The organism is Ralstonia flaminis (assembly GCF_958415495.1).
In the GTDB taxonomy this organism is placed as follows: Bacteria; Pseudomonadota; Gammaproteobacteria; order Burkholderiales; family Burkholderiaceae; genus Ralstonia; species Ralstonia flaminis.
The window spans coordinates 1-13,227 of the sequence record NZ_CATZLL010000018.1; the positions used below are offsets into that span (position 1 = coordinate 1).

12 protein-coding genes are annotated in these 13,227 nt (G+C 65.1%); 8 read left to right on the top strand and 4 right to left on the bottom strand.

The window, feature by feature from the left end:
* The first annotated feature begins 355 nt into the window (after window positions 1-355).
* Together R2N11_RS22815 and R2N11_RS22820 are read left to right on the top strand one after the other, a co-directional pair.
* Window positions 356-2,008 (top strand): DEAD/DEAH box helicase, encoded by a 1,653-nt coding sequence (locus R2N11_RS22815; RefSeq protein WP_316682474.1) that lies wholly within the window; start codon window positions 356-358, stop codon window positions 2,006-2,008.
* A 13-nt stretch (window positions 2,009-2,021) separates the two neighbouring features.
* Window positions 2,022-3,056: a serine/threonine protein kinase gene (locus tag R2N11_RS22820; RefSeq protein WP_316682475.1), complete on the top strand. Its 1,035-nt coding sequence runs from the start codon at window positions 2,022-2,024 to the stop codon at window positions 3,054-3,056.
* Window positions 3,057-3,094: 38 nt separating this feature from the next.
* Here the strand turns inward: R2N11_RS22820 and R2N11_RS22825 are convergent, their stop codons facing one another.
* Window positions 3,095-3,991 carry a pirin family protein gene (locus tag R2N11_RS22825; protein ID WP_316682476.1) on the bottom strand — a complete coding sequence of 299 codons (897 nt, stop codon included), beginning with the start codon at window positions 3,989-3,991 and terminating at the stop codon, window positions 3,095-3,097.
* A 152-nt stretch (window positions 3,992-4,143) separates the two neighbouring features.
* Between R2N11_RS22825 and R2N11_RS22830 the strand changes: the two genes are divergently transcribed.
* The 3 genes from R2N11_RS22830 (at window position 4,144) to R2N11_RS22840 (ending at window position 6,694) form a co-directional block, all read left to right on the top strand.
* On the top strand, window positions 4,144-5,061 hold the full coding sequence (locus R2N11_RS22830; protein WP_048934065.1) for a LysR family transcriptional regulator: 918 nt from the start codon (window positions 4,144-4,146) through the stop codon (window positions 5,059-5,061).
* A 472-nt stretch (window positions 5,062-5,533) separates the two neighbouring features.
* A complete protein-coding gene (locus tag R2N11_RS22835) occupies window positions 5,534-6,274 on the top strand; it encodes a response regulator transcription factor (RefSeq protein ID WP_199032088.1) in 741 nt (246 codons plus the stop codon).
* Window positions 6,275-6,397: 123 nt separating this feature from the next.
* Complete coding sequence (locus tag R2N11_RS22840) at window positions 6,398-6,694, top strand: cupin domain-containing protein (RefSeq protein WP_021196586.1); 297 nt, start codon at window positions 6,398-6,400, stop codon at window positions 6,692-6,694.
* Between the two features lie 15 nt (window positions 6,695-6,709).
* Here the strand turns inward: R2N11_RS22840 and R2N11_RS22845 are convergent, their stop codons facing one another.
* Window positions 6,710-7,267 (bottom strand): hypothetical protein, encoded by a 558-nt coding sequence (locus tag R2N11_RS22845; RefSeq protein WP_199032099.1) that lies wholly within the window; start codon window positions 7,265-7,267, stop codon window positions 6,710-6,712.
* A gap of 20 nt (window positions 7,268-7,287) precedes the next feature.
* Window positions 7,288-8,484, bottom strand: coding sequence for an FAD-dependent oxidoreductase (locus tag R2N11_RS22850; protein WP_316682477.1), 1,197 nt, complete (start codon window positions 8,482-8,484; stop codon window positions 7,288-7,290).
* Between the two features lie 121 nt (window positions 8,485-8,605).
* Here R2N11_RS22850 and R2N11_RS22855 point away from each other — a divergent pair, with 121 nt between their 5' ends.
* The 3 genes from R2N11_RS22855 (at window position 8,606) to R2N11_RS22865 (ending at window position 12,026) form a co-directional block, all read left to right on the top strand.
* Window positions 8,606-9,517 carry a LysR family transcriptional regulator gene (locus R2N11_RS22855; protein ID WP_316682478.1) on the top strand — a complete coding sequence of 304 codons (912 nt, stop codon included), beginning with the start codon at window positions 8,606-8,608 and terminating at the stop codon, window positions 9,515-9,517.
* Window positions 9,518-9,663: 146 nt separating this feature from the next.
* Window positions 9,664-10,995, top strand: a complete 1,332-nt coding sequence (locus R2N11_RS22860) for an MFS transporter (RefSeq protein WP_316682479.1) — start codon at window positions 9,664-9,666, stop codon at window positions 10,993-10,995.
* Window positions 10,996-11,039: 44 nt separating this feature from the next.
* The gene (locus R2N11_RS22865) at window positions 11,040-12,026 is read left to right on the top strand and encodes a M14 family metallopeptidase (protein ID WP_316682480.1); all 987 of its coding nucleotides are present in this window, start codon (window positions 11,040-11,042) and stop codon (window positions 12,024-12,026) included.
* Between the two features lie 6 nt (window positions 12,027-12,032).
* On the opposite strand, the gene R2N11_RS22870 is transcribed toward R2N11_RS22865, so the two are convergent.
* Window positions 12,033-13,196: an MFS transporter gene (locus R2N11_RS22870; protein ID WP_430715469.1), complete on the bottom strand. Its 1,164-nt coding sequence runs from the start codon at window positions 13,194-13,196 to the stop codon at window positions 12,033-12,035.
* Window positions 13,197-13,227 lie beyond the last annotated feature (31 nt).

Consider the following 13,227-nt stretch of genomic DNA (forward strand, 5'->3'; position numbering starts at 1 on the left):
GCTGGAGCTTGACGGGCGGTGGGGCTGGTGTGGGCGGCGTGGATGAGGGTGCGGGCATCGGTTACGCAAATCGCAGAACGACAATTTGCGCACGATCGGCGAGCTACTGCTGAATTGATATCAGCAAAATCTGATTTTCTTAGATGCCCACCTCCCTGTAAGGAGAGAGGCTGTCAATACCAGTGTTCGGTCCGCCACTTTGCATGGTCCGCCACCATCACCTGTTAAACTACGGCCCTTCTTGCAGTTCATGCAGTCCCCGGGGTCCAGTCGCCCCGTCACCTACCTAGGCTTGGCCCACGATTGGCGCACGAACGAATGCGCGGGGCATGCCGGTTCAAGTTTCTCCGTTTCCATGTCGTTTTCCGAACTCGGCTTGTCAGACAAGCTGGTACGCGCCGTGGCCGAACTCGGCTACACCGAACCCACTCCGATTCAACGCCAGGCCATCCCCGCCGTTCTCAAGGGCGGTGACCTGCTCGCCGGTGCACAGACAGGCACCGGCAAGACTGCCGGTTTCACGCTGCCGCTGCTGCATCGCCTCTCTGCCACGCAGCCGAACAAGGTGCAGACGCCCAATGGCATGCGCTTTCCGATCCGCGCGCTGGTGCTCACCCCCACGCGTGAACTCGCCGCGCAGGTGGAAGAGAGCGTGCGCGCCTATGGCAAATACCTGCCGCTGAAGTCGATGGTGATGTTCGGCGGCGTTGGCATCAACCCGCAGATCGATGCGCTCAAGCGCGGCGTCGATATCGTCGTGGCTACGCCGGGCCGTCTGCTGGACCATGTGGGCCAGCGCACCATCGACCTGTCGCACATCGAACTGCTGGTGCTGGACGAAGCCGACCGCATGCTTGACATGGGCTTCATCCACGACATCCGCAAGATCCTCAACATCCTGCCGCCCAAGCGCCAGAACCTGCTGTTCTCGGCCACGTTCTCGGACGATATCCGTGAACTGGCCGATCGCCTGCTCGATAAGCCCGCGCTGATCGAAGTCGCCCGCCGCAACACCACGGCCGAGACCGTTGAGCAACGCATCTACCCGGTAGACCGCGAGCGCAAGCGCGAACTGCTCGCCAAGCTTGTGCGCGACAACGACTGGCATCAGGTGCTGGTCTTCACGCGCACCAAGCACGGCGCAAACCGCCTGGCCGAACAACTCACGCGCGACGGCATTCCGGCGCTGGCAATCCACGGCAACAAGAGCCAGTCGGCACGCACGCGTGCGCTGTCAGAGTTCAAGGCAGGCACGCTGCGCGTGCTGGTCGCCACCGACATCGCCGCGCGCGGCATCGACATCGACCAACTGCCGCATGTGGTCAACTTCGACCTGCCGAACGTGCCGGAAGACTACGTGCACCGCATCGGTCGCACAGGCCGCGCGGGTGCGCAGGGCGAGGCGATCTCGCTGGTCTGCGTGGACGAGCACGGCCTGCTGCGCGACATCGAGCGCCTGATCAAGCGTGAATTGCCGCGCACCGTACTGGAAGGCTTCGAGCCGGACCCGACGATTGCGCCGGAGCCGATTCCGAATGGACGCAACAATGCGCGTGGCGGCCGTCCGGGTGGTGGGCGCGGTCAGCCGCGTCAGGCCAGCGGCAACACTGCGCCGCGCGAGCCGCGCGCTCCGCGTGAGCCCCGCGAACCGCGTCGTGAGTCGAGTGGCAATGGGCAGGCGCAGGGTCAAGGTCAGGGCCAAGGCCAGGGTCGCAATGGTGGCGGTAACCGCCAGCGCCAAGCACAAGGACAAGGCCAGCGCGATGGCCAGGCCGCACCGAAGCTGCAGAATGGTCACCGGGGCAACGGCGGTGGCAACGGCCAATCGCAGTCGCGCGGCCAGCGCCAGGGGCAAGCCCAAGGCAACAACGGGCAGGGTGGTCATCAGCGTCGTTCGTCGAACACGCAAGCCGCACAGCCGGCTCAGAAGGCTGCGCAACCGGCCAAGCAACCGTTCAACGGCCTGTTCGCCAAGGCCGCTGCATTGCTCGGCGGGCGTAAGGCTTAAGGACCACCGGTTCATGCACGACGACGGCCAACCCGCATCCGCTGAAGCCCCGTACGACGGCCTGACGCCCGACAGCATCCTCGATGCACTGGCGCAGGTCGGGCTGATGCCGGACGGCCGCATGTTTGCCCTCAACAGCTACGAAAACCGCGTCTACCAGGTCGGCGTGGAAGACAGCGCGCCGGTGGTGGTCAAGTTCTACCGCCCCGGCCGCTGGAACGACGTGCAGATCGTCGAGGAACACGCCTTTACCGCTGAACTCGCGGCGGCGGAGATTCCGGTGATCGCACCGCTGGAGATCGACGGCCGCACGCTGCATGCGTTCGATCGATGGCATTTTGCGGTTTTCCCGCGCTGCGCCGGCCGCGTGCCCGCCATCGACCGCGAAGACACGCTCGAATGGATGGGCCGTTTCCTCGGCCGCATCCATGCCGTGGGCGCGCAACGTCCGTTCACGGCGCGGCCTGCGCTCGACATCGACACCTTTGGCGTGCAATCGCGCGACTGGCTGCTCGAACACGACTTCATTCCGCCCGATCTGCTGCCCGCCTGGCGCAGCGTGGCCGATGCCGCGCTCGACGGCGTACGCCGCTGCTACGACCGCGCGGGCGATGTGTCTCTGCTGCGTCTGCATGGCGATTGCCACGCCTCCAATGTCCTCTGGATTGAAGAGGGCGACGCCAAGCAAGGCGACCCATTGCGCAGCGCAGGCCCGCACTTCGTCGATTTTGACGACAGCCGTACCGGCCCCGCCGTGCAGGATCTGTGGATGCTGCTCTCGGGCGATCGCGCATCCATGCAATCGCAGCTCGCCAGCGTGCTGGCCGGCTACGAAGACTTCTGTGAATTCGATACGCGCGAGCTGTCTCTGGTGGAAGCACTGCGCACGCTGCGCCTGCTGCACTACAGCGCGTGGCTGGCGCGTCGCTGGAATGACCCGGCGTTTCCTGCCGCGTTTCCGTGGTTCAACACGCAACGCTACTGGCAGGACCGAGTCTTGGAATTGCGCGAGCAGATCGCGCTGTTGGACGAACCGCCGCTCTGGTGAAACCGAGCGGCGGTTTTTCTTTGGTGTCGCGCTAAGGCTTAGGCAAACTTGCCGGCCTGGAAATCACGCACGGCCTGGAAGATCTCTTCCTGCGTGTTCATTACAAACGGGCCGTACTGCGCGATCGACTCGTTCAGCGGCTTGCCTGCCACTACCAGCACGCGTGCCTCTGCATCACCCGCGCGGATGACCACGCCGTCACTGCCTTCCGTGTTGGCGAGGATGGCCATCTGCTTGTCGTCCACGCGCTGCAGACCGGCGTTGCCCGGTGCTTCAGCATCGCCCACCAGCGCACTGCCGCGAAACACGTAGACGAACGCGTTGTGACCCACCGGCAGCGGCTGCGCGAACGACGCACCCGCCGGCAGCGTGATGTCCAGATACAGCGGCTGCGTTGCTTCACGCGTCATCGCACCCTGCACGCCCTGCGATTCACCGGCGATCACGCGCACGGCCACGCCGTCTTCTGTCGTGAACTCGGGAATCTCGTTCGACGGAATATCGCGGTACCACGGTGTCGTCATCTTGTCGCGCGCGGGCAGGTTCAGCCAGAGCTGGAAGCCTTCCATCACGCCGTCTTCCTGCTCCGGCATCTCCGAGTGCACGACGCCGCTGCCGGCGGTCATCCACTGCACGCCGCCGTGTTGCAGCAGGCCTTCGTGGCCGGCGCTGTCGCGGTGGCGCATGCGGCCCGCGATCATGTACGTCACCGTTTCAAAGCCGCGGTGCGGGTGATCGGGAAAGCCGGCCAGGTAGTCGTTCGGATCATCGCTGCGGAACGCGTCAAGCATCAGGAACGGATCGAGCCGGCGTTGCAGGTTGTTCGTCAGCACGCGCGTGAGCTTCACGCCCGCGCCGTCCGAGGTGGGCCGACCGGTGACGATGCGCTCCACACGACGAGCGCGTTGCACACGAGGTTGCACGAGGGTTTCCATGTGCTTCTCCTGAAATTGGGGATTTGTCATACCCACAATGTAGGGTGGTTGCCCTGTTCGCACTAGTCGGTTATCGTGGGAAAAAATGTTGCTCCTGGCGGGACAATGACAACCATAGGCCGGCGAGCACAACCACAGGAGGAGGAAACCACGTGGATTTGAACCAATTGTCGCTGTTCGTGCGCGTTGTCGAGGCGGGAAGCTTCACTGCCGCTGCCGCACGCCTGGATTTGCCCAAATCGTCCGTCAGCCGAGGCATTGCCGCGCTGGAACAGGATTTGAACGTACGCCTGTTACAGCGCACCACACGCACGCTGCATCTGACCGACGCAGGTCAGAGCCTGTATCAGGTGGCGTCGCATGCACTGGAAGACATTGAGCGGGCGACAACCTGTGCGGGTGAACTGCAGGACACTCCGCGCGGCAAAGTGCGGCTCACGTCTTCCGAAGACGTGGGGCGCCTGCTGGTGGCGCCGGTGGCCGCGCGTTTCATGCAGCAATACCAGGACATCGACCTGGATGTTGTGCTCTCACCGCGCAATGTCGATCTGGTGCAGGAAGGGTTCGACCTTGCCGTGCGTGTTGGCCGGCTGGCCGACAGTTCTCTCGTGGCGCGGCCGTTGGGCGTGCTGCGCATCGGGCTGTTCGCCTCGCCAGAATACCTGCAGCGGCGCGGTGTGCCCCAGACGGTGCAGGAACTGGCCGATCACTGCTGTCTCGACTTCCGCGGCACTGGCCGTGGCGAGACGCAGTGGCGTCTGGTTGGTCCCGACGGCCTCAAGACCGTGGCTGTGCGCGCGCGCCTCAATGCCGACAGCCTCATCTACCTCGAAACGCTCATCGCCTCCGGCACCGGCATTGGCCCGCTGCCCTTGTACGCGAGCGGCATTGCCCGTGCGAATGCGCCGTTGCCGCGCCTCGTGCGCGTGTTGCCCGACTACGCCACCAGCGGTGAGCCGATCAACCTTGTGACGCCATCTGCGCGTTTTGTGCCCAAGCGGGTTCGTCTGTTGATCGACATGCTGACGGAGTCGATCCGGCAGGAGCTGGAGAACGCTGATCCCACCTGAGGCGTCGCCACCGGGCATGGTGGTCCGTTAAATGTTGTGACGAATGATCCGGACACACGCATGGCGCGGCATCATCCGCCCCACGTTTGCCGGACAACTACGTCTACCTCCTTGACGTCACCCCCGTGAAACGTTGCAGTGCGTCCCCCCGGTGTGCTGCAGCGTGTCCGGCATACGCGACCCTTGGGTGTTTCTGATCCCGTCACGTTGTGAGAAACACCGCCGCCCGGACCTCGTTTGTCCGGGCTTTTTTTTTTGTCTGCGTTGCTCATGTTGTCGCTAGCACGTGCCAAGGCGGGCTTGGAAGTGTCTCCACAAATTAGGACTCTTCTCATGGTTCGCGGCACACCTTGCCAACAAAATTGCATGGAAATAACACATGCAACGGATCGCACGAGCACGCGACCGTTCGGGCTGCGTAGGCGCCCGCGCCATCCCGGCACGCATGTGCGCATCTTTCATGGAACCGAACATGCGTATCGCCTTGCTTGAAGACGATCCTTTCCAAAGCGAAGTCATCGTCCAGATCCTCTCCCAGTCCGGCCACGACGTGGTCACCTATACCGACGGCGCCACGCTGCTGCGCATGTTGGGCCGCTCTTCGTACGACATGCTGATCCTCGACTGGCACACGCCGGGTATGCTCGGCATCGATGTGCTGAGCGTTGTGCGCAGCCGCCACAAGGATGTCCTGCCGATCCTGTTCGTGACGGCTGAAGAGAGCGAGAAGGGTCTGGTACGCGCGCTCACGCAGGGCGCGGATGATTACATCACCAAGCCGTTCCGCATTCCTGAGCTGCGCGCGCGCGTTGATGCGCTGCTGCGTCGTGCCTATCCGATTCCGTACGGTCGTCTGCCGTTTGACGTGGGCCCGTTCCACTTCAATCCGCAGCGCCAGCAGGTCACGCTGCACGGCGAGCCCATCACGCTGACGGGCATCGAGTTCCAGCTCGCGCTGCTGCTGTTCTCGAACGTGGGCCGCACGCTTTCGCGTGACCATATCTTCGGGCAGGTGTGGGGACGCAACTCATCGGAGTACACGCGCACGATCGACAGCCATGTCTCACGTATCCGCATGAAACTGAACATCGAGCCGGTGAACGAGGTGCGCCTGGTGGCGGTGTACAAGCACGGCTATCGACTGGACCACCTGAAGCCCGTGGAAGAGGGGGGTGCGCTGGCCGGGATGGCGGACGAGGTCTACGAGTCGTAAGACACGACCGGGCACCGTTGTGCCCATGCAGATGGGGCGACGTCGCGACATGTGGCGTCGCCCTGTTTGTTTCTGCAGCCGCTGGTATGCTCGGCGCTTCCCCATTTGCTGGTCGAGGCCGTCGTGTCGCTGGTCAATCTGAATGCGTTTGCGCAGGCGCTGCCGAAAGCGTGGTCGTCCCGCGTGCTGGAGCGTTTTGGCGGTGGCAACTTCAAGGTGCTGCGCATGGATGGCACGCCATATCCCGATGAAGTGCACGACTATGCCGAGGGCTTGCTGGTGGTCGACGGCGAGCTGCGCCTGCGCATTCATGGCGAGGCGGTGACGGTCTCGCGCGGTGAAGTCTATGTGGTGCCGGCGGGCGTGCCGCACAGCGTGGACGCCGGCAGTGCCGGCACGCTGGTCATCCTCGACGTGTAAGCGGAATTTTGCGGACTATGCGCGTGCCTCGGCCAGTTGCTTGATGCGCTTGAGCATCATGCGGCGGATCAACCCACTCGGGATGCGGATGAGTAACCAGTAGGGCGTGAAGCGGCGGCGCGAGGCGTCGTCCGGGCAATGCACGCAGGTGCGGGTGGTGAGCAGCGTGCCGCCTGCGCCGTCTGGCTGGGTCACGAACGTCATCACCAGCTTGAGCACGCCGGCTGCGGAGAACGAGCGGAATTCGCTCGCCTGCACATCAATGAGCCCACCGGCGGGCTCCCAGAACTTGCCGACCAGACCAAGCGCGCGTTCACGATCGCCATCTCGGCCCAGCTCGATGAAGTCATGCAACCCGAACCCTGCGTCGACGCGGCGGTCGCTGTGCTTGCCTGCCAGCGCGGCAAGGCGCGCCGGCACCGCGCGCAGATGCAGGAACAGCTGCGCCAGCGGAAAATCGCTGATATCCAATCGAGACACCATATCGAGCACACGCCCGGGAGCGGCATCGATGCGGATCTGATGCTGCTCGCTGAACTGGTACTCAGGCAAAAGGCTGTGCAGCAACGGCATGCTTGTGGATGAGGTCAGGTTCATGCTTGCGTCTCTTCACTTGCAGGTGTGGCGGTGAGGGCTGCATTGCGCGCGGGCGGTTCGGCTAGGCTGCGTTTCATGAGCCATGCCACGCCGGGAATGCGTAGGCCGGTGGTGAACACCATGTCGCGCGCCCAACCGCCGTACTGGGCCTGGAAGCACGGCGTGAGCGCGCGGCTGAGGGTTTGGTAAGCCTGTACGGTACGCAACCGGCGTACGTGATAGACGAGGGCGCCGTCGACGGGGCCGTGCTCCTGCACAGCGGAGGCCAGCGCCAGCGCATCCTGCGCGGCCAACGTGGTCCCCAGGCCGAGCTGCGGGCTCATCGCGTGGGCTGCGTCGCCGATGACGCAGTAGGGTGGCTTGGCCAGCGCGCGTGGCCATGTGTGGCGATAGACGGCGAAGGGCAGGTCGTCGTGCGAGCGGATCTGTTCGATCACGGGGGCGGCTTGCGGCCACAAGCTCAGCACGTGGGCTTTCCACTGGGCGATGTCGCCCTGGCGCCAAGCGTCGACGGTATCGCCACGCAGGCTCCAGAACATCGACAGGCGTGTGCGCGCACCATCTACGTCGGTGGGCAGCAGGCCCATCATTTCGCGCGTGCCGCGAAAGCGTTGCTGCAACACGCGCGCATCCCAGCCTTCGACCCACGCTTGGAACCATAGCGTGCCCCAGCGGTAGGTGCTCGACGGGCCCGCCAGGCCAGCGGGTTCGCGCAGCGAGGAGGCCGCACCGTCGGCAATCACGAACAGGTCGAAGGCCGATTCACCTTGTGCGTGGGTCACGCGTGCCTGCTTGCCGTCACGCCGCAATTGCTGGATGCCGCAGTCGAAGTGGAAGGCTGCACCCGCGCGCAGTGCAGCGTCGTACAGCATGGATGAGAGCGCGTGGCGCGTGACCGCACGGCCCGGTGCGTCGGTGTAGTCGATGTCGAGCAGGCGCCAGCCCCGATGGCTCAGGCCGATCAGGCGGTCGATCGGTGCGCCGATGTGCTCCAGCTCACGGCCCATGCCGAGCGCCTCCAGCGCGCGAATACCCTGCGGCTGGATCAGCAGGCCCGCGCCCATGGCGGTCAGTTGCGGGTGCTTTTCGTAGATGTGGACATCATGTCCCTGGCGGGCAAACGCAATGGCGGCGGCCAGGCCGGCGTTGCCGGCGCCTGCAATGCCGATGGACAGCGGGCGAGGTGCAGTCATGAGTGCGTGGCAGATCGTTTGTTCAGGATGATAACGATACGGCACGCAGGTTAAGGCCGTTCGTGCGGGCAGCGGAGATAATGCGCTGACCCCACCGCCCAACACTCCACCCGGACGTGCCATGCAGATCAAATGGCTGGAAGACTTCAAAGAATTGGCGAAAACGCGCAGCTTCAGCCGTGCCGCCGAGAACCGCAACGTCACGCACCCTGCGTTCGGGCGGCGTATCAAGGCGCTGGAGGAATGGGTGGGCACCGCGCTGGTGGAGCGCAGCGAACACCCCGTCAAGCTCACGCCTGCGGGCCGGTTGTTTCTGGATGCGGCGGCCAATGCGGTCGATGGCTTGAACGATGCGCGCCTGCTGCTGCGTGAGGCGCAATTGCCCGTGGCGCTGAAGATCGGCACGGGGCGTACGCTGGCACGCACCTTTGTCCCCGGCTGGTATGAAACGCTGGCGCGCCAGCGCGGCGTGTTTCCGCTGACGGTCACCACCGGCGGCACGCAGGAGGGCGTGCTGGCGCTGGCCGACGGCACGGTCGACCTGCTGATCGCCTATGCCAGCCCGCAGGCCGATGCGCTGCTCGACCCGCGCAAGTACGACAACTGCCTGCTCGGCAGCGAGACGCTGGTGCCCGTCAGTGCCCCTGACAAGCGCTGCCGAGCACGTTTTACGCTGCCCGGCACCGCCGCTGCGCCGCTGCCGTGGTTGGCCTTTGCGCGCGGGCTGACGTTGCGGCAGATGCTCGACAGCCATCTGGCGGCAGCCGACCGTAAGGCGCATCTGCAGCCTGTGTTCCAGGCCGACTTCTATGAGGCGGTGGAAGAGATGGCCCTGCGCGGGTTCGGCATGGCGTGGCTGCCGTATCGCCTGGCCAAGCCGCATCTGAATGCCGGTGAACTGCGCTCCGCTGGCGATGAGGCCTGGCACATCCACGTCGACATCCGCATGATGCGCGTGCGCAGCAACCAGAGCGCGCTGCTCGATGAGGTGTGGCAACTGGCTGTTGCCAACGCGCAGACCGGGGCAGCCTGAGGCCACGTCACCGCAAAAAGCCCAACCTTGTGCCGAAACGGCACAAGGGCCTCAGGCGCGCCGCCTAGACTCCCCCGCAACCTTCACCCGCCCCGGCTGTTCAACCAGCCAACCGGCGGATCGGCACAGACCACGGGGAGACAACCTTGCCAGCCCATACCCTCAACGCGAGCGGCGCACCCGCGCACGCGGCTACCGACACACATCGACACCCCGCACCCTGGCGCGCCGTGCTGGCCGCCAGCGTCGGCAATGCGCTCGAATACTACGACCTGCTGATCTACGGCTACTTTGCCATCACCATCGGCAAGCTGTTCTTCCCGACGGGCGATGCGTGGAGCTCGCTGTTGCTGTCGGTCGGTACGTTTGGCGTGTCGTTCATCATGCGGCCGCTGGGCTCGATGGTGCTCGGCAGCTATGCCGACCGCGTCGGCCGCAAGGCGGCGCTCACGTGGTCGATCCTGCTGATGATGCTGGGCACCGCGATGATCGCGTTTGCGCCCACGTATGCGTCCATCGGGCTGTGGTCACCCGCTATCGTGATCGTCGCGCGGCTGCTGCAGGGCTTCTCCGCTGGCGGCGAGTTCGGCTCGGCCACGGCCTTCATGATCGAACACGCCAACGGCAAGCGCATGGGCTACAACGCGAGCTGGCAGGCGGCCACGCAGGGCTTGGCGACCTTGCTGGCGGCGGGTTTGAGCGCATGGCTCACGTATGCGTTGACCACCGCGCAGGTGGAGTCGTGGGGCTGGCGCGTGGCGTTCTTGTTCGGTTTGCTGATCGGCCCCATCGGCGTCTACATCCGCCGCCACACGCCGGAGACGCCGGAATTCGTTGCCATGCAGGCAGAGGCGCCGCCAGCGCTGCAGGAGCGCTCACCGCTGCGCGACACGCTCACGCAGGGTCTGCCCGGGCTGCTGCTGGGGGCCGGCGTAGTCGTGGCCGTCACTGCCTTCAATTACGTGCAGAAGGTCTACATGCCGACCTACGCCATCAACCAATTGCACATCGCCACCAGCGCGTCGCTCGTCTGCACGATGATCACCGGCGCCATGCTGATGGTGATGGCGCCCGCGTTCGGCTTGCTGGCGGATCGCTTTGGCAGCATCCGAGTGGTGTCGATCGCGATGGTGGTGATTGCACTGTCGACGTATCCGATGTTCGCCACGCTGGTCGCGCAGCCGACGTTCTGGACGCTGCTGGTCATGCAGGCGATCGTGGGTGTACTGCTGGCGGCCATCCTGGCGCCGCTGCCGGCATTGCTGGCCGACATCTTCCCGACGCGCACACGCGGCACGGGTCTGGCGTTGAGCTATAACTTGTCGGTGACGATCTTCGGCGGGTTCTCGCCGCTCATCGTCACGTGGCTGATCGGTGTCACGCACATCAAGACGTCGCCGAGCTTCTACGTGTTTGCGACCACGCTCATCAGCCTGGCCTCGCTGTGGATGCTGCGCGGCCGTGCGCGGGCATGCTGAACCTGAACTGATTTTTCGTTCCCGTCTCTACCCAAGGATTTCGCATGATGACCCTGGAGGCGCTGCGCGCCACGCTGCCTGTGTACCCGATCGAGCTGCAGAAGCCCGACATTCGCCCCTGGAAGACCGGCACGCATGGCGTGGACTACGTACACACGTTCGACAGCGGTGTGCCTGGTCCGCACGTCATGATCAACGCGCTCACGCACGGCAACGAACTGTGCGGTGCGATTGCGGTGGATGCGCTGCTGGCCGCCGGTGTGCGTCCGGCGCGTGGCCAGCTCACGCTGTCGTTTGCCAATGTCGAGGCGTATGAACGCTTCGATATCAACGACCCTGACGCCACGCGCTTCATCGACGAAGACCTGAACCGCGTGTGGTCCGCCGACAAGCTCGACGGCCCCGGTAACACGCTGGAACTGTGCCGCGCACGCGAGTTGTGTCCCGTGATCGACACGGTCGATTACCTGCTCGACATCCACTCGATGCACGAGAAAGCCGAGCCGCTGATGCTGACCGGCCCGCTGGAGAAGGGTGTCGCATTCGGCCGCCAGGTTGGCGCGCCTTCACACCTGATGATCGACGCAGGCCACGCCGCTGGCCGACGCCTGCGCGACTACGCCGGTTTTGGCGATGCAGGCAGTGCGAAGAACGCGCTGCTCATCGAATGCGGCCAGCACTTCGAGCGCGTGAGCCGCGATGTGGCGCTGGATGCGTGCGCGCGCTTCCTGGTGGCGCTGGGCACGGTCGACGCATCGGTCGTGTCGGCGTGGCTGGGGATTGCACCCGCGCTGCAGGTGCGATGCATTCGCGTGACGGACCCGGTGGTCGCCAAGTCCACGGCCTTTCGGTTTGCGCACGACTATCGCGGTATGGAGACTATCGCCCGCGCCGGCACCGTCATCGCCACCGATGGTGATGCGCAGATCGTCACGCCGTACGACAACTGCGTGCTGCTGCAGCCATCGTTGCGGCACCTGGCACCTGGCGTGACCGTGGTTCGGCTGGGGCGCCCGGAAGGCGCCGCCTGAATCGACTCAGTTGCCACTGCGTGCCAGCGATCGGAAGACCAGGCTGCCTGAGCCGAGCGCGATGAGCGCCAGCGTCACGGCAAAGGCAGTGGCACCGGTTGCCAGACCAAACGCATCGATTGCGTAGCCGGTCATCACGGGCAACAACCCCGCAGGCATATAACCACCGAGGTTCATGACAGCATTGGCTTCGGCCCGGCGCGTGTCCAGCACGTGCAGGCTGATGAGCGTCAATCCGCCGAGCTGGCCGAGCCCTTGTCCCGCCCCCGCCAACAGCGCAGCGATGACCAGAAGGGGTGCCGATGACGCATGCACCGCTGCGCACAGCGCGCCCATCGACAGCGTGGTCGCGGCCGTGCCTGCCAGGAACAATGTCCGCACCGAATGACGCCGCGCGGCAAACTGGACGCCGGTTGCGGTCAGGAACATCGCGCATGCCATGCCGCCGGCCACCAGCGGGCTGCGCACGTCAAGCAGGCGCGCCAGCAGGGATGGCCCCAGTGCGAGCACGAACGACGTCGCCGTAATGCCGGGGCCAAAGACACCGATGCCGCTGGCGACATGGCGGCGGTTCTGCGCGGGAACCGACGGCAGATGCAGCGGGGCAGTCTCACTGTCATGCGGCTTGGCTGGCCGGGCCAGCGGCAACCGCCATGCAATCACGAAGACGCTGAGCAGTACCACGGCCTCGAAGCCGAACACGGTCATGACCGGATGCGCGAGCACTTGTCCGGCGCCGCCGGCCAGCAGCGGCCCGAGGCCAGCGCCGAGCACCATTGCCACCGAAGCCAGCAGCGCGGCATCACGCTTGCGTGCGCTGCCGCCCAGGTCTGCCACCGACGCCATCCCCGCCGACACGATGACACCCACTGCAATGCCGGTCAGCAACCGGGCCACGGCAAGCATGGCGGTGGACGATGCGCAAGCAAACAACCCGCACGCGACCAACGCGGCTGCAATGCCCGGTAGCAGCACTGGCTTGCGCCCGTAGCGGTCGGACAACTGACCGGCCACCAGCAGCGTGCCCAGCAGCCCGGCGATGTACAACGCAAAGATGACGGTCAGGGTGCCGGACGAAAAGCCCAGCGTGCGCTGCCAGACCACATAGAGCGGCGTTGGCGAGTTGGACAGCATGAATACAGCGGTGACCATCCCGGCGGCACGCCACATGTCGGTGGTAATGCGGGCGGGTGTGCCGCAG